Origin of the sequence: Flavobacterium plurextorum (assembly GCF_002217395.1) — a bacterium.
Classification (GTDB): domain Bacteria; phylum Bacteroidota; class Bacteroidia; order Flavobacteriales; family Flavobacteriaceae; genus Flavobacterium; species Flavobacterium plurextorum.
The window spans coordinates 17,419-36,914 of the sequence record NZ_MUHD01000044.1; the positions used below are offsets into that span (position 1 = coordinate 17,419).

Sequence of the window (19,496 nt, forward strand, 5' to 3'; positions counted from 1 at the left end):
CTATTCTACAGTAATAAACTGCAGCTGTTCTAAATCACCATTATAAATATTCACATCTACACGATGTTTTATTCCAGGTAGAGAAGCTTTTTCTGTAAACTGCCAAAACAACCAATCATCATCAATTTTTTCTCTATAGAAGTTGTAATTGGCTATCCAAAATAAATATTCTCCAAATTCTTCTTTTAAAAAATCAGAGTAATAACGTTCTCCTGAATAAATTATAGGGCGAACTTGATAATGCGCTTCAACTTTGTTAAGCCAGCGCTTTAATCCTTTTTTTAAACTATCTAAAGATTGATTTTTGGGAAGTTTTTCTATATCAAGAACAGGCGGTAAATCGCCTTTTTTCAATTTCACCGTTTTTATAAAAAGATCTGCCTGCTCGATAGAATTTTCGTTCGGGCGATAATAGTGATATGCACCTCGTATAATCTTGTTTTTTCTAGCTTCTTCCCAATTGTATTTAAACTGCCTGTCAACTCTATCATTTCCGGCGGTTGCACGAATAAAAACAAATTGTACAGGATATTTTTCTTCCAGAATCTCAACCTCATCCCAATCAACAGTTCCTTGAAATTCAGAAACGTCAATTCCAATTACCTTTCCTTTATGATTTTCAAGAACTTGAATATTTCTAACATCTGAAAGATGTTTATCTACTGCATCTTCTTCTAAAACTTTATCTGACTTAAAACCCAAATAATAAGCCAATCCAGAACGATAATGATAAATTGTTCCGATGAAAATTAGTCCTAAAAAACTAAATACAATGAAACGAAGTAATTTACTAAAAACAGATTTGCTTGGTTTTGTTTTTCGTGTGTAAGAAGTTCGCCTTGTCGTTTTTCTTGCCATTCGAATAAAACTACTTTTTCAAAAACATATTATTTATGATCGATAATAATACATAAAAAATAATAACTAAAGGAACTGCTCCAAACTGAAACAATAAAAGCAGTACTAAAGAAATGACCAAAAAGCCAATTTGCAGCGCATTATCTTTAAGATTGAACTTCTTAAATTTTAATGAAAACAATGGAATTTCGGCATTCAAAATATAGGCACTGCATAAAGTAATTGCAAGTAAAATCCATTGATTACTCAGAATTTCCAACAATATTAAAGAATCAGAAAACTTCAGAACCAAAGGCAGACTCAAAATAAAAAGAGCATTCGCAGGCGTTGGCAATCCAATAAATGAATCGGTTTGTCGTGTATCAATATTAAAATTTGCCAAACGATAGCAAGAGCCTAATGTTACAATAAATCCTAAAAACGGAATAAACTCAGATGCAATTATATCATGTGGATGTGCACTTTTTACAAACAAAGTATACATTACGTACCCCGGAGCTACACCACTGGTTACCATATCTGCAAGTGAATCTAATTGAAGTCCAAGCGGACTTGAAACTTTAAATAATCTGGCAAAAAAACCATCAAAAAAGTCAAAAAAGATTCCTAAACAAACCATATAAAAAGCCATTTCATAATTAGCTTTAGAAATAAAGACAACAGCTATACAACCACAAAAAAGATTAATTAATGTAATTAAATTTGGAATGTGCTTTTTAATATTCATGTTTTATAAATTTTGATAATCTTGGTCAACAAATTTAGCATAATATGTGCATGAAAAACGTGTTTTTACAATTGTTTTTTAATACAAATTAAAGCTTTTTCAATATTTCTTGAAACGAAGAAATTAGATGCATAAATTATTATATTTTTGGAAAAAATTTAAAACAGACTCTTGTCTGCAAAAAAATATCAGTTGAAGAAACTTTTAGCGTTTTTATTATTTTGGAGTTTTACTTCTCAGCATGCACAAACTGTTCGAAAATACTCGAATGAGTTTATGAATATTGGTGTTGATGCGGCGGCGTTAGGAATGTCGAGTGCTGTTACTGCATCTACAAATGATGTTAATGCGGTTTATTGGAATCCTGCTGGCTTAACACATCTGGAAGATCATCAGATTTCATTGATGCATGCCAGTTATTTTGCCAATATCGCTCAATATGATTTCATAGGATATGCAAGTCCAATTGATGATCAAAGTGCTTGGGGAATTTCGATGATTCGTTTTGGTGTTGATGATATTCTTGATACAACACAGTTAATCGACAATCAGGGAAATATTGATTATAATCGAATTCGTTTATTTTCTACGGCTGATTATGGTTTTACTTTTTCTTATGCTAGAAAACTGCCTGTAGACGGATTTCAATATGGTGTTAATGCAAAAATAATTAGACGAATTATTGGGAAATTTGCAAATTCCTGGGGTTTTGGTTTTGATGTTGGATTACAATTCGAACGCAGTAATTGGAAATTTGGCTTAATGCTTCGAGATATTACAACCACTTATAATGTATGGAATATTGACGAAGATGAATATGCCAAAATTGCAAATGCTATTCCTGGAGAAAATAATGAACTGCCGGAAAGCACGGAAATTACTTTGCCAAAAGCACAATTAGGAATTTCTAAAAAATTTGAATTTCATAATGATTACAGTCTTATGGCAGCCGCAAATTTAAATATGCGTTTTGAACAGACAAATGATATCATTTCATCAAAAATTGTTAGCATTGATCCCGCTGTTGGTTTTGAATTTGGCTATACTGATTTAGTTTTTCTAAGAGCCGGCGCTGGAAACTTTCAAAATGTAATGCAATTAGATAATACTGAAAAACTGAACTTTCAGCCTAATATTGGATTGGGTTTCAAATACAAAGGTATTCAGATAGACTATGCCTTAACTGATTTAGGAAATCAAAGTGCAGCTTTATACTCAAATATTTTTTCACTAAAAGTAGATTTAGGTATCTTTAGATAATTTTCTCAAACCGTTCAACTTTTTAAAATTTTAAATCATGAAAAATGTCCTTTTCCAAAAAACACTTTTTAGTTTACTATTATTACTAAGTTTTATTGGTTACAGCCAAAATATACCTTTATCAAAAGAGGCTAAAGCAAGTGTGATTACTTGCGGTTTAGGAAATGAAACCTATTCTTATTTTGGACATACTGCTATACGAGTATCTGATCCTGCCAACAATATTGATGTTGTTTATAATTTTGGTGCTTTTGATTTTAGAACTCCAAATTTTGTAGCAAAATTTGCAAAAGGTGATTTACAATATTTTGTAATTACACATTCTTTTACTGAATTTCTTAATGAATATAATGAGGACAAACGAAGTGTTTTTGAGCAAGAGCTTCTTATTTCTCAAGATTTAAAACAAAAACTTTTTGACAAACTAAATTCAATTCTATTATCTGACGAAAGATATTATACCTATAAATTCATTGATAAAAATTGTACCTCGATGGTAGTTGATATTATCAATTCAACTTTAAATGGAGATGTTATTGTTAAGAAAGAAGACACAGATAAAACATATCGTTCTATTTTATTCCCTTATTTTAATGGGCATTTTTATGATCAATTAGGAACTAGTATTATTTTTGGGACTAAAGTTGATCAATTGGGAACGAAAATTTTTCTGCCTTTTGAATTAAAAAACAGTTTAGCAAAAACTACTTTTCAAAATCATCCTTTAGCAAAAGAGAGTCAAACGCTTTTGAGTTTTGAAAAAGAAACGCCATCCTCATGGTGGAACAACATTTATACTTATCTATTTTTTTTAGGTTTCGTTGTTTTAGCACATAATAAAATTGTCGATAAAATCTACTTATTCATTTTGGCTTTAATCGGAGTGTTTTTTGTTGTAATGGGATTTTATTCATTTCACCAAGAACTGGCAATGAATTACAATGTATTGCTGTTTAGTCCGCTTTTACTGATTTTAATTCTTTTTTCAGTTGCAAAAAACAAAAGATGGACTTACAGATTTGCAGTTTTACATTTAATCTTTTTAATTGTTTATTCTCTTTTCCTGATCAATAAAGCACATTTTTTAATCGTTTTACCAATGATAATCACGAGTGGTTTTGTACTGGTTCGAGTTGCGATAAGAAATAAAAAACGTATTCCAATAATAATCTAATTACTGTCCGCGATAAAACAAGACTGTCGTTATAGTTTTAAAAGTGATGCTTAAATCGAGAAAAACACTTCGGTGTTTGATATAGTATAAATCATACTGTAGTTTTATCAAACTCTCATCTATTGATTCTCCATAAGAATAATTTACTTGTGCCCACCCAGTAAGTCCAGGTTTTATAACATGTCGGGTTTCATAAAAAGGCATTATCTGAGCGATTTCTTTAACAAAAAAAGGTCTTTCTGGTCTTGGACCAATTACTGCCATATCTCCTTTTATAACATTGATAAACTGGGGTAATTCATCAATCCTAGATTTACGCATAAATTTGCCAAATGGAGTTATTCGCTTATCATTTGAAACTGCAAAAACTGCACCTTGCGTTTCCGAAGCTTCAACCATGGTTCTAAATTTGTAAATTTTAAAAACTTCTCCATTTTTACCTACTCGTTCCTGAGTATAAAATAGACTTCCTCTATTTGCAAAAAAATTGGCTAAAGAAATAAGCGGTATAAAAACAATACAGATTATTAACCCCGCAAATGAAAAAACAAATTCCAACAAACGAATTAAGGACAAATACAATTTATTGCTGTTGCTGCGGCTAAACGGAAAAAAACGATAGAAGTCTCTTGCAATATAATGCACTGGAATTCGCTGTGTCTTACTCTCATAAACCTGTGTATATTCTCTAATACTATTTCCAGATTCTAGTAAATGAAGTAACTGCTGATATAAATCGGCGGTGATTCCATCTGTTTTTTGGGATGCTATAACGATCTCAGAAATACTGTGATTCGCTACGAAATCTTCAAGTTCATTTTTCTTAATTTCTTTTACGTAATGAAAATCTGTATTCTCCTCTGAAATAGAATCAGAATTAACGAAACCTATTATTTTATAATGCGGATCAACATTTTCAAGTCCTAGAACCAATTCTTCGACTTGATTTTGATCACATATTAATACAACGTTTTGTGAAAAGCGATGAGATGCTAAAAAGATCGCATAAAAAAAGCGCCACAGTAATACGGTAATTAGTATTGTGAGATAAAAGATCAAAATAACCAATCGCTGTTTTGGAAGTTCAGGCGATAATATAGGTGTAAGAAGATAAGTTAAAACTGTAATTGAAACTGCGAGTATTACATTCTTAAGTATCTGAAACTGATTACTTGCAACCTGCAGATTATACACCTCGAAGATGGCTCCGAAAACAGATAGATAAGTGATAAGAATTAAGGGACGATAAAAAGTCTCTTTTTCAAAAGCAAAATAATTATAATCAAAAATTCTGTTTAATAAATACAAAGCAGATAAAACAAAAAAAACATCAAAAGCAAAAAGTAATACTTTTCGTTCTGATATTTCGAAGTGCATTTTTTTATTTGAGGGCATTTACTTTTAGTAGGTTTAAGGGCTTTATTCTGAGGCAAATGTATTATAAAAAACCTAAACTTTCTCGACCGAATTTTCTGCTTTTTCTGGAGTTTTTATTTGAACAAATAATAGTGTCAAAGCATACACAAATGCAGGCGCTGCTGTTCGCATAGCCGCATGATTTATGGTAAGAAGCCAAAAAACAAAAAAAGATAAAAAATACAAATGCTGTCGATTATTAATGTATAATACAAATGGAGTAATAAGGAGTATCAATAATCCAAATATACCTAGTAAACCATGTTCGCTTAACATTCTTGTTATTTCATTATGAGAAGCAACTTCCTGTCCCAAAGAATCCTTTCGCAATTCTTTTCCCATTCCCGCTCCTACTCCAGTAATAGGATTGTCTTGAAACATTTTAAGATCAGCTTCCATAACAGCTTCTCTTCCTCCCAATCTGTCTATTTTTTCCCTTCCTTTAGCATCTTGATTAGCATATCTTTTTTCGATTAATCCGCTTGTTTGTGAAGAAGTATATCCCCAAATACCAATTCCTAAAAGACCAACTAGAATTATAATTAAACCTGTCTTTGCTTTTCCATGCGAATTCGAAAAGTAATAAATTACAACCATAAGACAGACAATCATAACAATTCCAGTCATGACACCTCCTCTTGAAAAGGTAACAATTGCCCTGTAACTAACCAAAATCAAAAGAATTGCATTTAAAACGATCGTTTTCTTTGATTTTGAAAACAAAACCAATTGCGAAAAAAAGACAAACATTCCAAGCCCCAAAATAGTCGAAACTTGATTGGGACCAAATCCTCCGGAAGTTTCAAAATTAGATTGTGTACCTGTCACAACATCTTTAACACTTGGATTATATAAAAAAATAAATACTAATGTTGTAACAATAGGAAGTCCAATAACAAGAATAACATTTTGTAAATCTGTAAACAGGACTTTTCTTTTATACATGTAGATTGAAGAAATTGCTAAACAAACTGGTCCTGATAAATTAAATACCAGCGCTTTTTTAATATCTATATTAAAATCAGCCGTGTTTATTGAAACGAAAATTCCGGGTATTAACAGCAATAAATAAAAGAAGTAAACAAATGATTTGGTTGAAACAGTACTATAAAACATCCCCGTTAACATGAAAAAGACAACTAGTGTTTTAACATATTCATTATTGAAGTTACCACCTGTCATACGCAAAAAAACCTCAACACCTATCAAGTAAGCACAAACATAAAGAACCTCATTATTCTTATTCTTACTTCTAAAAACAACAAAGAACCCTATAACTGGGATTAAAATTGCATAAAGCATTGACAAGAAAGGCAAAACAAAAACTGCCAGAGCGATTGCAGCATGAATTAATAATAGAAAACTATAAGACAACTTACTTTTCATTTATGCAAAAAAATTATCACGCACGACAAAAATAGACAACGAATCTAACCAGAAAAGATATTCTTTAATAATTGATTCTTGGCTGTAGTGCAGTTCTGTAAATTTACTTAATTGCATTCCCATTTCTATTCTAGTATTTTTATTTTCAATTAATGTTTGAATTGAATGTACTAACTGATTTAAATTATCTGACTCCACGACTAATCCATATTTATCAGATATAATTACTTTTGAAATCTCTCCAACATTCGTCGCGACTACAGGCAGGCTATGTAATCCATATTCTAAAACTGCCAAAGGGAGACCTTCTGAAAGTGATGGTAGAACTCCAATATCAAATCTTTTTAAAACATCGCCAATATTATTAACTGTTCCATAAAAAAAAACATTTTCCTGAAGTTTTAAATCTTTAACTTTTTGCTTTAATTGTTCTGAATACGAGTCTAAAAAATCCTTTCCGAATAAATGGAAAGTCCATTCTGGAAATTGGTTCCTAATAACATTTGCGGTTTCGATCAACAAATTATGATTTTTTTGAGGACGCAAATTGGCAACGCAAACAATTCTTTTTCCTTTAACTCCTTTCAATGAAAACTTTTCATCCACGCTAGGCAAATCGCTCACAAAATTCGGAAAATATTTAACGTTTGAACACCATAAATATGATTCGCTCCATTTTTTTAATGGCGAATTTACCGAGATTACACCGCTAAAAAAAAATGAGCTAAATTTTAAAACTAAATTTTTACGTAAATTTAAATCTTGAGAAATCCCATAATGGTCATGCCAGATAATTCTAATTTTTGGATAAATAATTTTAACCAAAACAGCTGTAAAAAATGAAGAACTGTGAGCTTGAATCAAACTTACTCGATTCTTTTTAAGATATCTTCTTAATCTTAGAACAGCTATAAAATCAACTTTTTTATTTTTATTCAAAAAAAAATAAGAGACCTTTTTATTTATTTGATTTAAAAGCAATCCTTCTTTTCGGGTTGAAATCAAACCTGAAAATTCGATTTTTTCACTTAGAACATTAGCATAGTTTACCGCCATGCGTTCTGCTCCGCCAGGCTCAAGAGAATCTATAATTTGTACAATTCTCATTTAATCAATATTTTTTTTATTTCAGATTCAAAAACATCCGTAGTATAATTACGTGACCATTGTAATGCTAATGTGCTTTTTTCAAGAAACTCATTTTTATCTCTAAAAACGTTTTGAATTTGCATTAGATCATTCTCTAAATTCATAGTAAGCAAAATACCTCTTTCACCATAATCCAACATGAAAGGAACACATGAAACCTTTGTGGCAACTGGAATGCAGCCCCAAAACATTCCTTCTGCAACAGCTTTTGGCCATCCTTCACTCCTTGACGGTAAAATAACAAAATGGTTTTCTTGATAGGCTTTTTTTAATGTTTCTTTATCTTGATTACCATGTAAAATAATAATATTTTGAAGTTGATGTTCTTCAATATAATTTTCTAAAGAATCTCTTTCAATTCCTTCTCCATATAAATTTAAGACAGCTTTATTTCCTTTTTTCACAAGTTGCTCAATCAACTTAACAGCATACATAGGATTTTTGCCTTCAAATAAACTGCCTACAAATACAAACTCAATTGTTTGATCAATTCCTTTTTTTACTATCAATTCTTTTTCAGCCTCTAAATACGTTGCAGTAAAAAATGTTTTTATATTTTTAGATTGATTGTCCCAATCACCGTACACCAAAACCTCTATATTTCGGGTTAAAAAAGTATTAGCTAAAATATACTTTTGCAAACGATATGTCCACGGCTGTTTACTTTTAGGATCCCAGTTTCCAGCATATTTTGCCGATTTTATTTTATTTGGAAAAAGTATCTGAACAAAACATCCCAATAATCCAATATTTCCTGGGCATCGTAGATGAATATGATCGGCATGATACATTGCTTTAAAAATAATTAATGCGTTTAGAATAGAGCAAAAAATACTTTTAATAATATTACCAAAACTATTTAAATTAAAATCAATTAAGCGGTAATGCTTTTTAAATTCAAATGGAACTTCATCTATCAATAATCCATTTGTTTTTTCCCAAGTTGAACAACAAAAAGAAATCTCTGTTGCATATTTCTGCCAAATCAATAACTCTTTTACATATGGTCCATAAGCATACGTTTTTTTTCCTTTAGTAATAAATGGCGCTGATGAAACAACTAGTAATTTCATTAAATATAACCTTTTGAACCGTTATTTGATATCACTACAGATGGAACTCCTGAAACTACTGCATTGTCTTCAACTGAGGTGTTGACCATAGAACAAGCTCCAATTAAAACTCCATTTCCGATCACAATTTTCCCAGACACTACTGTATTGACACCAATATATACTTCATTGCCAATAACTGGAACTCCACGTTTTTCACCACGTCCAGACACGCCTATTGTCACTCCATGCGAAATGTTACAGTTATCACCTATAACGGCTTTTGCATTAATAATAATGCCGCCAAAATGTCCAATATAAAATGAATGTCCAATTTTTGCAGATGCAGGGATTGATATTCCAGTAGTAATTTCAATAATTTTTTGATTAATCCGCGAAATGAATAAACCCAAGAATCTAAATGGCTGCCATTTTATTTTTGAATATATAAAATGGGCAATTCTGTAGTGAAAAACAGCCCAGAAACCTTGAGTAAAAAATACAATTCCAAGAAAATTACCTCCGTACTTTTTATACTTTTTATAATCTGATTTTATAAGTTGAAATAAATTCATCACTGTGATTTTCTAAACTTTACAAATTAATGATCGATAAAAAATAATGTTTTCATTAATTATATCATTTAAGCCATACTTCTTAACTACAAACTCTCTAGCGGCTTTTTCTATTGCTTTCTTTTCTTCTTTATTAGAAAGAAACCAAATAATATTCTCGGCAATATTTTCTGGATTATATGGATCACATAATAAACCTGTTTTATAATCTTCGATGGTTTCAGGACCAGGTCCGTATTTTGTAAAAACTACTGCTTTTTCCATAGCCATTGCTTCAGGAGCAACAAGACCTTGAGTTTCCATATGAGACGGAAAAACACAAACTGCAGCGTTTGCATATGCTTTTGGAATATCTGCGTAAGCAATCGCTCCGTGAAAATGGATATCATTTGCTGCTTGTCCTAGTTGGGGCAATTCCTTTTCTTTCAGCATCTGTATATAAGAACTTCCATCTGGAAAAAACCAATCTCTTCCATAAATTTCTAATGAAGCGTTAGGAAACTCTTTATTTACTAACGGAAAAGCTTGAATCAACTGTCGGATTCCTTTTTTCTCGCAAACGGTACCAGCAAAAACAATTTTGTCTTCAGATTTATCTGCATCTATAGGTTTAAAAACATCCGTATTGATTGGATAACTTATATATACTAATGGTTTATTGTGGTAACTTAAATACTTTTCAGTATGATTTTTTACATAATGCGAGACCGCTATAAATGCATCGCTTTTTTTAAAAGATCTTTTTTCCTGAAAGCCTTTCCATTTATCAATTTTTCGCTTTTCGCTTTCAGCAAAAAAATGGTGTCCTCCGTGCAAACGTATGACATATTTTATGTCTGGCAGTTTATTTATAAAAGCAAGACCAAGCTCCGATGTTTCAATAATTTGTATTGGATTTCTTTGATGGATTTCTTTAATTTTATTATTGATCGATTGGGAGTTTAAATACCATGTAAGCCCTTTTACTTTATTCTTTTTTAATCTATGAATTTCTACTCCCTCAACAATTTCAGTTTCTTCTTTTGCAATATAATTTATCCCAACAACTGATACTTTCACATCTTGTTTGACTAATGCTGCTGCTAGTGTTTTGACAAAACTGCCAATTCCGCCATGAGGAAATCCTATTTTAGGAAATTCGTTTGTTATGAAACAGATATGCATATTAAACAGCAATTAGTTTTTGTCTTATTTTATTTGATGCGTTTTTATAATCTCCAAGTACTTTCTCTTTCCATTGTTCCATTGCTGCATTTTGGTTGATTTCTAAAACTATTGTTTTTGAAATCTCTTCTTTGCTATTCAACCAAATAACAGCTTTTTGATTTGTCATACTCTTAAAATGCTGAAACTCATAGATCGTTTTTACTGACCAGTCTTCTTCTTTTTTATTCGGCTGATCATAATTAATGAATACACAAGGTTTGTTAAACATCCAGAAATCAAAAGCCATAGTTGAGCCTACATTTACGACTATATCTGAATAAAAAGCTGTACTTACAAGCAATTTTACATCATCGAAAGATGGATAAACAGCATTCCATTCTTTTGATTTACTAAAATACCATAATGGCGAAGCTTCTTTTATTAAATCTTTGAATTCATTTACAACTTCATCAAACCTTCCTGAAAAGTCAACTGGGCATCTTCTAAGTAATATTTGATATTGATGCTGTAAATTTGCTTTAATAATTTCTTGAGCAAGATCTTTTAAATAACTTGGATCATCTGGAGAAGTTTTTAGATCATCTCCCGAAAAACAAATTATTTTTCTATTGGGATCTAAATTATGTCTTTTATAAAAAATCTCTTTCTCGATTATATTCTCTGATTTTTCATAAAACTCAAATTGAGGTGTTCCCGTAACAGAAATTTTATCTGGAGAAATTTCAGGGTAATATATATTCAGCTCCTTTTTCATATGATCTGACCAAACTAAGTAATTATCAGCTCTCAAAGCTAAACGTGCTTTTGGCAGATTGTCCCAAGAATAAATTACCGTTGTTGTCGAAATTCCTAAATCTGATGCTGCCGCAAATATCGTTGCCGCTTTTAAAGCTCTTTGATGAGAACAAAAAACAATACTTGGCCGTTCTTTTTTTAGAATTGCTTTCACCTCATCATAAAAAGGATTTTGACGAAGAGCATTTTGATATTTTCTCTCTAATTTTAAAATTCTAGAATATTTTTTAAAAAAAGGAGCAATACATTCAATTGTTTTGTAGAAAATCTTTTTAGAAAATGTCTTTTGATTCCAATTCCAGTTGGTTAACAAAGTTGGATTTTTCATCTGCTCATGATTGTAATACAATCTAGATAAACAAATTAATTCTCTCAGAAATTTTTCCTTTACAGATTCATTATAACCAGGAATTGCGATTTCGCCTTCTATTGCAGCATTTTTCTTAATTGCTGTTACCGTCTCTGGATCAAAATTATGAAACAGAACCAATTCTTCATTTACATTAGTAAAGGTGTTCGAATAAAGGTAATTTCTAATTCCAACTCCATCTGGAAAAAGCAGTAAAATTTTATTTTTCTTCATTATAAAACCTTACTTATTAAAAAAATCTTTTAAAATTTTATCCGTAAAAATTTTAGCTCCTTCGTCAGTCATGTGTCCACAAGAAGAGAAATACTTATTTTCGCTAACGATATTCTCGTAATTATGAATTTCTGGATAAGCTTTTTTAACTTTTTCAAAATAGTTCATTCCCACAACGTTTTCGCACATTGGTGTCATTACTGCAATAAAATTGATGTTATTTGCTTTACAGATATTTTTAATTTCTTCGTAATATTTATTATTCGGAAGCGGATTTAAATTGACAATATTATTTTTCATATTGCCATTTTTATGTTTCTCCAATGGATAATAACCTAGGTTGTCTAATGCATTTGTTTTTTCATTTTTAATAATCTTGCAAACTTCCCTAAAACCAATTTTACTATCATACTTTATAAATCTATAAAACGGAATATAATACAACTCATTGAAATTTTCCTGAGATTTAAATTGATTTTTTATTACTTCTGAATTATGAATGTAAGGTAAAAACTTTGCTGAAACTCCGTCAGACTCTTTGTCGTTCGACAAGTTTAAATCGGCTTCAAGAATAACATTTTTGATTTTGTATTTTCTTTCGATCATTAATTTCAACATCAATGAAGCTTCAAATAAATGTCCTCCGCTCATTCCGTAATTAAAAGTTTTTAGTCCTTTGTCTTCAAACATTTGTGAAACGAAATGATTATTCGCTCTAGAGGAACCTAAAATAACTACATCGTAATTTTGAGATTTAGAATTGACAACTGTTTCAATTTTTCCGCGATTTTTTGATTGAAAAAAAACTGCTGTATAAAGTCCATCCAAAACAACTGCAATTAGAGCTGTTATTAGAATAATTTTAGCGGTATAAGTTAAAAAACGATTCATTAAAATTGAAAATATATAAATTCTTTATAATCAGAGAAAGTTCCAAAAGCAAGTATTGCTGTAATAGCCAATGCAATTTTCAGTGTGCTATTTTTTCCTGAAAGAGGTTCGATCTTAGAACGACTATTCCACTCCACTGTAACAAATAATCCTATTAAAAGTATTAATTCGTAATTGTATCTTTCGTTGTCTAAATACTGAAAACTAAAATCTTGATTTACAACTAATCTTTTCAGGTACAGCAAAGCATCTGATATGGTTCGTGCTCTAAAAAATACCCAAGCGATACAAGTAATTATAAACGTCGATAAAATACTTAGAATTACTTTTACAGAGTCAAAATCTCTCTTTAAAACTATCGTTTCTATATTGTTTCGGTTGCTTTTTGCCAGAAGGAGCGGTAAAAAATAAACCGCATTTATAAATCCCCAAGCTATATAAGTCCAATTTGCTCCGTGCCAAAATCCGCTAACGATAAAAATTATAAATGTATTTCGGATCTTCATCCAAAGTCCGCCTTTGCTTCCTCCTAATGGAATATATAAATAATCTCGGAACCATGATGAAAGTGATATATGCCATCTTCTCCAAAACTCGGCAATATCTCTTGAGAAGTATGGATAATTGAAGTTTCGTAACAAATCTATACCAAACAATTTTGAAACTCCCAGGGCTATATCTGAATAACCTGAAAAATCTCCATAAATTTGGAATGCAAAATAAACGGCTCCCATTATTAATGAGAAAGAGTTCATTGTTGGATAATTATCGAAAATGGCATTAGCATAAGTTGCACAAGTATCAGCAATAACAACTTTTTTTACTAATCCCCAAATAATTTGACAAACTCCATCTTTTGCAGTTTGAAAATTAAATTCACGCTTTACTTTTACTTGAGGCAGTAAATGTGTTGCTCTCTCAATTGGACCGGCAACCAGTAAAGGAAAATAACTTACAAACAAGGAATAATCTACAAAATTGTATTCGGCTTTAATTCGTTTATAATAAATGTCTATTACATAAGACAGTCCATGAAAAGTGTAAAATGAAATTCCGACTGGAAGAATCACATTTAGTAAAATCGGACTTGCTTTAAATCCTGCTGTACTTAATAAATCTGCGAAAGAGGATGCGAAAAAATTATAGTATTTAAAGATTCCCAAGAATCCAAGATTGACAATAATACTTAACCAAAACCAAAATTTTCTGCTCTTTTCAGATTTCCCTTTTTCAATTTGAATTCCAGTGTAATAATCTAAGAAGGTTGAAAAAACTAATAAAAATAAAAACCTCCAATCCCAACAGGAATAGAAATAATAACTAGCTATAATTAGGACAAAATTTTGGGTGCTTTTATTTTTATTAAAAACAAACCAATACAATAAAAAAACTATTGGCAGAAAAACAGCAAAAGCTATGGAGTTGAAAAACATAAGTGTTTAAAAGTGGAAATTAGTAAAGAAACATATCTAAATATCTCTAAATTGTTTTTGATGATTGAGCTGCCAAATATCCGATTTCTGCAGACAACTAAGAAATAATTCGGCACTATTTCCTTGTCCAAAATCATTATTTGATTTTGGTATTTGATGTGAGTCAATGACAGAAAGTGCTTTTTGAATCTCTTTTTCTGAATAATCAACATTGATAATATCAGCGTGAACGGCTCTATTTTGTTGTCGAGTGCCAATATTTATAATTGGTATTCCATAATATGGTGCTTCACGTATTCCGGCGCTGCTGTTCCCTATAATAAATTGACTGTTTTTTAATAAGGTTAAGAAATACTCAAAACGCAAAGAGGGAAAAATCCTGAATCTCTGGTTTTCTTTTAACTTTTGATAAGCTTCAAGAATAAACTGACTTCCTAAATCATTATTTGGAAAAATTACAACATAGTTATGATTATCCTTTAAAAGAGCTGTTACAAAATTCTCTGCATATTGTTTTATTGCATTAAACTCAGTAGTAACAGGATGAAACATAACAATCGAAAATTTATCGAACGAAATATTATAATATTTTTTTACCGTATCTAGATCAGGCAGCTGATTGGAAAACATAATATCAACATCTGGAGAACCAATTGTGAAAACAGATTCTTTTATTTCTCCCATCTGAATTAGTCTCTTTTCAGCTTGTTTATTTGAGACAAAGTGAATGTGACTTAATTTACTTACGCTGTGTCTTATTAATTCATCAACTGTTCCTGATATTTCACCGCCTTCTATATGAGCAACTAGAATATTGTTAAGAGATCCTACAATTGCTCCCGCAAGTGTTTCAACTCGATCTCCATGCACAATAATCATATCAGGATTGATATTTTTTGCATAATCAGAAAACCCTTCAATTGTTTTTGCAAGGGTTAAATCCATTGTAGTTTCGTGTGTATGATTTACGTAAGTATGGATGTTTTTAAAATTACATCGTTCAATTTCGATTAACGTGTACCCATATTTTTCTTGTAAATGCATACCTGTTACAAACACAAAAACTTCAAACTCTTTTTGTTCTTCTAAAATAGAAATCAAAGATTTTATTTTTCCGAAATCAGCTCGAGTACCTGTCAAAAAAAGGATTTTTTTCATTGATAAACTATTGAAAATCGCAAAAATCTAATTGTTCATCATTCTCAATATCTCGTACAGCAACTTTACCTAGTAAATCATTAAAATGCTCTGCCAAAATTTTTCCTGTTCCTGGTCGTTTTACCCAAAGATTATCTTTACTAAAAACTTCTCCTTTTTTTATTGAAGAAATACTGCAGACTGTTGCAAAAGCAAAATCGATTGTTACTTGCTCTTCAAGGGCTGGTTTTTTAGTTCCGCCTCGCATTAAAGCGATTTCGGCACTTGAAACAATTAATTCCTGACATGCTTTTTCATCCATACTGCAAACAATATCTGGACCTGTTCGCTGCATATGATCTGTAAAATGTCTTTCTAGAATACTAGCGCCTAAAGCAACTGCTCCTAAACAAGCATTATTGTTCAATGTATGATCGCTTAACCCAAAAACTTTATTTGGAAAAGCTTCATGAACTTCGATCATTGCACCATATCGAACTAAATGTATAGGAGTTGGGTATAAATTTGTTGTATGCAGTAAAGCGACTGGAATATTATGTTTGTCAAATATCGCAACTGCTTTTTGTATGCTTTCAATTGTATTCATTCCTGTACTTAATATTACAGGTTTTCCAAAAGAAGCAATATGTTCTAACAGCGGATAATTATTACATTCTCCTGAACCAATTTTATAAGCTGGAATATCAAATTTTTGTAATCTATTTGCGGCTGCACGAGAAAATGGTGTCGAAATAAAAATCATTCCTTGACTTTCGACATAATTCTTTAATTCTAACTCATCTGCTTCATTTAAAGAACAGCGCTCCATAATTTCATAAATAGAAACATCGGCATTTCCTGGAATTACTTTTTTTGCCGCACCAGACATCTCGTCTTCTACAATATGCGTTTGATGTTTTACAACCTCAACGCCAGCTCTCTTGGCGGCGTCAACCATTTCTTTCGCTGTTTGTAAAGAACCTTCATGATTAATTCCTATTTCGGCAATTACTAAAGGCGGATAATCTTGGCCTATTTTTCGGCCTGCAATTTCTATATATGGATTCATTATGGGGGTAAAAATCAATTATATGTTTTTAAATAAATATTCTGCGTAATCAAAATCTTCTTGGGTATCAATATCAACACTGGCAAAAGTATGATTTACTTCGAATGGCAATGCATCTTTTGAAATAATTATATCTTCAAAAATTAATTTCGCTTTTGTAATATACAGCAACCCATTTTCAAAAAAAAGAGGTTCCAAATCTTGGCTTCTTTGTCCAATTTCATAATTAAAAGGAATAAATTTATTATCTACTATTTTTCCAAATTTTTTATGATTTCCAGAAACTGTAAATAAACTATCATATCGCTCTTTTTGATATATCTCAAAAGCATCTTTCAATAAACTCTCTGGTCTTAAAGGATTTGTAGCCTGCAGTAAAATGACATTTTCAACCTCGACATTTATAGACTCTAAAACATGCTTCAATGCTGTTACGGTTGGTTCTAAATCTCCAGATAGTGATTCTGGTCTGTCTATTACTTTTGCTCCAAATTGCAATGCAATTTTTTTTGTTTCTTCATCATTGGTCGAAACATAAATTTCATCGATTATTTCACTATTAGCTTGTGCATACAGAATACTATGTACCAGTAAAGGAATACCGCCAATTAATCTTATGTTTTTTTGGTGCAGTCTTTTAGAACCTCCTCGTGCTGGAATTATGGCGATTGTTTTCATTTTAATGCATTCTGTTTTTAGCATTGGTTATAAGTTCATTCATACTATTAACCCATCTTTCTGAAGAATATAATTCTGAAGAAAATTCAGGAATCTCAAACTTTTCATTTAAAAAATCATTTATTGCATCAACCCATTCTGAAACGAAATGTGGGTTTTCAATCAATCGTCCAAGTTTTCCATATTGCAAAACTTCTGGAACTCCTCCCATTGCAGATGCTATACAATGATTACCACAGTGCAAAGCTTCGATTAAACTTAACCCGAAACCTTCTTGCCACAAGGTAGGAAAGAGATAGCAATCTGACGCTTGATAATATTCTGGGAGATCATTATTTGGGATTTTGCCTAAAAATTTTACTCCATCAATATCTTCTCTAAATTCGCATCCAATAACAATCAATATTATATTCTTTTCTGACTTGTATATTTTTTTCCAAGCTTCCAAAACAATATGCAATCCTTTTTTTGGTCGGTCTTGCGAACACCAAACAAAGACTTTTTTATCATCAAACCCAAATTTTTGTTTTAATTCCTGCTTTTGTAAAACCGAAACTCTTTTAAATTTATTGGTATCTACACCATTGTAAAGAATAGAAAAATGACTGGGCAGAATATTAATTATTTTTTTATACTGTTTGTAACTATCATGTGTCAAAACGACCAATTCATTTATCAATTCATAAAAATTTGATCCTGAATTTAGTTGGGCGTATGGCGAAAAACCGTGATAAAAAAACTGAATATAACAATTCTTCGAAATCCCTTTTAAAGAGAGGTAATCTTTAAGAGGTTTAACCATCCCATAATTATCAATAATTTGAATTATATAATTTTCATTTGGAACTATTATCTTATCTAAAGCTTGTAAATATTCAACCTTTTTTTTCTTAAAAATTTTATTTTGAATTCTATTCCAAAATGTTGACTTCACGAAACTATATTTTACATTCTGAAACAAGGTTTCTGGTTTGGGACAAACTATATAATCTATTTCATGATTTTTCTCTAAATAGTTTTTATATAGTGTTGTCCAACTTCCAATTTTTGAAAAAGGAAGAGGCACTTGCGAAAGTAAAATAACTTTTATAGGATTACTCATGTTCTCTCAGTATATTCTATCGCTTCTTGTTTAGAGAGACCTTTCAATCTTAAACAATACAACCAGATTTTTTTTCTAGTAATAACTTTCGCAAGCAAAGTGTATTGGAACAAAAATTTTATTTTAGAAAATTTATTTTTTTTTGCTGTAATGGCTGATTGTGGAAAAAAATCATTTGGTTTTATTGCAGCCAAAATTTCCGCCATCCATTGCTCTTCTACGTTTCCTAAGTGATAAGCAAAATTATCTTCTGTAGATAATCTCCACATTCCTTTTTTCACCACTGGAAGATCTAATAGTTTTTCTTCACTGTCGCCGCCAAGCATAAAATTGGAATATTTTACATCAACTTTTTCAAAAACTTCTTTTCTATAAGTTGTAATAAAGTGACCCGCGCCAACAACAGCTCTAAAATTACCATTAGCAACAGTAAGATATTTTTCTAGATGACAACTTTTGTACATATCAGGGTTTCCAACACTTTTTGCAAATGCTCGTAAAGCATTCGGATTTTTTACTTTTGTAAAACATAATGATTTTGAAAACAGCAAATCAAACCAAATATTAAACGTGTGATTTTTTAAAGATCTTGATGAAGGTGTAGGACAAACTGCTCCTGTTTTTGGGAATTTTTCAAAGACTTTGTATGTTTCTTCCTGCCAGTCTTTTAAAAAAAGAACATCACAATCGGCAATGGTAATAAACTCAAAATCTTGTCCAATAAATCCTTTTAAGACTGCGTTCAGCTTTCCGATATTTGTAGTATGAATTACTTCATGTATCTTCCCTGTTTTATGTAGTTCATTCAAATAGTCTGTTACCTTATTTTCACTTCCATTATTTACAAGTGTAATATAGGTCTTTGAATGAATTGTTTTCAGCAACGATTCCAGACAATATTTCAAGATCACAAAACTATCTTTAAAATACTTTTCATCATTTGGAATATAAATTGGTAAAACCACTTGATGAAAGTAATTGGATTGAGCTATTTTTTTGTCTTTTTCAGGGTTAAAACCTATTCGCATTTAATTTTTTATGACT

Annotated in this window: 18 protein-coding genes; 2 read left to right on the top strand and 16 right to left on the bottom strand. The window is 30.9% G+C overall.

Annotation, left to right across the window (positions count from 1 at the left end; translation table 11 throughout):
* Both B0A81_RS19995 and B0A81_RS20000 read right to left on the bottom strand, forming a co-directional pair.
* Positions 1-858: a glycoside hydrolase family 25 protein gene (locus B0A81_RS19995; RefSeq protein ID WP_089059643.1), complete on the bottom strand. Its 858-nt coding sequence runs from the start codon at positions 856-858 to the stop codon at positions 1-3.
* 10 nt (positions 859-868) lie between these two features.
* On the bottom strand, positions 869-1,585 hold the full coding sequence (locus tag B0A81_RS20000) for a CDP-alcohol phosphatidyltransferase family protein (protein ID WP_089059644.1): 717 nt from the start codon (positions 1,583-1,585) through the stop codon (positions 869-871).
* Positions 1,586-1,777: 192 nt separating this feature from the next.
* Between B0A81_RS20000 and B0A81_RS20005 the strand changes: the two genes are divergently transcribed.
* On the top strand, positions 1,778-2,845 hold the full coding sequence (locus B0A81_RS20005; protein WP_449528494.1) for a putative type IX sorting system protein PorV2: 1,068 nt from the start codon (positions 1,778-1,780) through the stop codon (positions 2,843-2,845).
* A gap of 37 nt (positions 2,846-2,882) precedes the next feature.
* Positions 2,883-4,019 (top strand): lipoprotein N-acyltransferase Lnb domain-containing protein, encoded by a 1,137-nt coding sequence (locus B0A81_RS20010; RefSeq protein ID WP_089059645.1) that lies wholly within the window; start codon positions 2,883-2,885, stop codon positions 4,017-4,019.
* On the opposite strand, the gene B0A81_RS20015 is transcribed toward B0A81_RS20010, so the two are convergent.
* The 14 genes from B0A81_RS20015 to B0A81_RS20080 are packed head-to-tail and all read right to left on the bottom strand — an operon-like array spanning position 4,020 to position 19,480.
* Positions 4,020-5,414, bottom strand: a complete 1,395-nt coding sequence (locus tag B0A81_RS20015; protein ID WP_089059646.1) for a sugar transferase — start codon at positions 5,412-5,414, stop codon at positions 4,020-4,022.
* Positions 5,415-5,468: 54 nt separating this feature from the next.
* The gene (locus B0A81_RS20020) at positions 5,469-6,821 is read right to left on the bottom strand and encodes an O-antigen ligase family protein (protein WP_089059647.1); all 1,353 of its coding nucleotides are present in this window, start codon (positions 6,819-6,821) and stop codon (positions 5,469-5,471) included.
* Positions 6,822-7,928 (bottom strand): glycosyltransferase, encoded by a 1,107-nt coding sequence (locus B0A81_RS20025; RefSeq protein WP_089059648.1) that lies wholly within the window; start codon positions 7,926-7,928, stop codon positions 6,822-6,824.
* Positions 7,925-9,043: a glycosyltransferase family 4 protein gene (locus B0A81_RS20030; RefSeq protein ID WP_089059649.1), complete on the bottom strand. Its 1,119-nt coding sequence runs from the start codon at positions 9,041-9,043 to the stop codon at positions 7,925-7,927. The genes B0A81_RS20025 and B0A81_RS20030 overlap by 4 nt, the downstream gene beginning before the upstream one ends.
* Positions 9,043-9,597, bottom strand: coding sequence for a serine O-acetyltransferase (locus B0A81_RS20035; protein ID WP_089059650.1), 555 nt, complete (start codon positions 9,595-9,597; stop codon positions 9,043-9,045). Before B0A81_RS20035 ends, B0A81_RS20030 begins: the two co-directional genes overlap by 1 nt.
* 12 nt (positions 9,598-9,609) lie before the next feature.
* Positions 9,610-10,761 carry a glycosyltransferase family 4 protein gene (locus B0A81_RS20040; protein ID WP_089059651.1) on the bottom strand — a complete coding sequence of 384 codons (1,152 nt, stop codon included), beginning with the start codon at positions 10,759-10,761 and terminating at the stop codon, positions 9,610-9,612.
* 1 nt (position 10,762) lies between these two features.
* Positions 10,763-12,142, bottom strand: a complete 1,380-nt coding sequence (locus B0A81_RS20045) for a glycosyltransferase family protein (RefSeq protein WP_089059652.1) — start codon at positions 12,140-12,142, stop codon at positions 10,763-10,765.
* A gap of 9 nt (positions 12,143-12,151) precedes the next feature.
* Positions 12,152-13,033 carry a hypothetical protein gene (locus B0A81_RS20050; RefSeq protein ID WP_089059653.1) on the bottom strand — a complete coding sequence of 294 codons (882 nt, stop codon included), beginning with the start codon at positions 13,031-13,033 and terminating at the stop codon, positions 12,152-12,154.
* A complete protein-coding gene (locus B0A81_RS20055; protein ID WP_089059654.1) occupies positions 13,033-14,466 on the bottom strand; it encodes an MBOAT family O-acyltransferase in 1,434 nt (477 codons plus the stop codon). Before B0A81_RS20055 ends, B0A81_RS20050 begins: the two co-directional genes overlap by 1 nt.
* 36 nt (positions 14,467-14,502) lie before the next feature.
* Entirely contained in the window at positions 14,503-15,624 is a 1,122-nt protein-coding gene (gene neuC / locus B0A81_RS20060; protein ID WP_089059655.1) for a UDP-N-acetylglucosamine 2-epimerase, read from the bottom strand.
* 7 nt (positions 15,625-15,631) lie between these two features.
* Positions 15,632-16,672: an N-acetylneuraminate synthase family protein gene (locus B0A81_RS20065; protein WP_089059656.1), complete on the bottom strand. Its 1,041-nt coding sequence runs from the start codon at positions 16,670-16,672 to the stop codon at positions 15,632-15,634.
* An 18-nt stretch (positions 16,673-16,690) separates the two neighbouring features.
* Positions 16,691-17,350, bottom strand: coding sequence for an acylneuraminate cytidylyltransferase family protein (locus B0A81_RS20070; protein ID WP_089059678.1), 660 nt, complete (start codon positions 17,348-17,350; stop codon positions 16,691-16,693).
* A gap of 1 nt (position 17,351) precedes the next feature.
* Entirely contained in the window at positions 17,352-18,452 is a 1,101-nt protein-coding gene (locus tag B0A81_RS20075; protein ID WP_089059657.1) for a glycosyltransferase family 4 protein, read from the bottom strand.
* A complete protein-coding gene (locus B0A81_RS20080; protein ID WP_089059658.1) occupies positions 18,449-19,480 on the bottom strand; it encodes a glycosyltransferase family A protein in 1,032 nt (343 codons plus the stop codon). Before B0A81_RS20080 ends, B0A81_RS20075 begins: the two co-directional genes overlap by 4 nt.
* Between the last annotated feature and the right edge of the window lie 16 nt (positions 19,481-19,496).

Coding starts and splice junctions, on each gene's coding strand:
- B0A81_RS19995 (WP_089059643.1), bottom strand. CDS start 858: ATGGCAAGAAAAACGACAAGGCGAACTTCTTACACACGAAAAACAAAA.
- B0A81_RS20000 (WP_089059644.1), bottom strand. CDS start 1,585: ATGAATATTAAAAAGCACATTCCAAATTTAATTACATTAATTAATCTT.
- B0A81_RS20010 (WP_089059645.1), top strand. CDS start 2,883: ATGAAAAATGTCCTTTTCCAAAAAACACTTTTTAGTTTACTATTATTA.
- B0A81_RS20015 (WP_089059646.1), bottom strand. CDS start 5,414: ATGCCCTCAAATAAAAAAATGCACTTCGAAATATCAGAACGAAAAGTA.
- B0A81_RS20020 (WP_089059647.1), bottom strand. CDS start 6,821: ATGAAAAGTAAGTTGTCTTATAGTTTTCTATTATTAATTCATGCTGCA.
- B0A81_RS20025 (WP_089059648.1), bottom strand. CDS start 7,928: ATGAGAATTGTACAAATTATAGATTCTCTTGAGCCTGGCGGAGCAGAA.
- B0A81_RS20030 (WP_089059649.1), bottom strand. CDS start 9,043: ATGAAATTACTAGTTGTTTCATCAGCGCCATTTATTACTAAAGGAAAA.
- B0A81_RS20035 (WP_089059650.1), bottom strand. CDS start 9,597: ATGAATTTATTTCAACTTATAAAATCAGATTATAAAAAGTATAAAAAG.
- B0A81_RS20040 (WP_089059651.1), bottom strand. CDS start 10,761: ATGCATATCTGTTTCATAACAAACGAATTTCCTAAAATAGGATTTCCT.
- B0A81_RS20045 (WP_089059652.1), bottom strand. CDS start 12,142: ATGAAGAAAAATAAAATTTTACTGCTTTTTCCAGATGGAGTTGGAATT.
- B0A81_RS20050 (WP_089059653.1), bottom strand. CDS start 13,033: ATGAATCGTTTTTTAACTTATACCGCTAAAATTATTCTAATAACAGCT.
- B0A81_RS20055 (WP_089059654.1), bottom strand. CDS start 14,466: ATGTTTTTCAACTCCATAGCTTTTGCTGTTTTTCTGCCAATAGTTTTT.
- neuC (WP_089059655.1), bottom strand. CDS start 15,624: ATGAAAAAAATCCTTTTTTTGACAGGTACTCGAGCTGATTTCGGAAAA.
- B0A81_RS20065 (WP_089059656.1), bottom strand. CDS start 16,672: ATGAATCCATATATAGAAATTGCAGGCCGAAAAATAGGCCAAGATTAT.
- B0A81_RS20070 (WP_089059678.1), bottom strand. CDS start 17,350: ATGAAAACAATCGCCATAATTCCAGCACGAGGAGGTTCTAAAAGACTG.
- B0A81_RS20075 (WP_089059657.1), bottom strand. CDS start 18,452: ATGAGTAATCCTATAAAAGTTATTTTACTTTCGCAAGTGCCTCTTCCT.
- B0A81_RS20080 (WP_089059658.1), bottom strand. CDS start 19,480: ATGCGAATAGGTTTTAACCCTGAAAAAGACAAAAAAATAGCTCAATCC.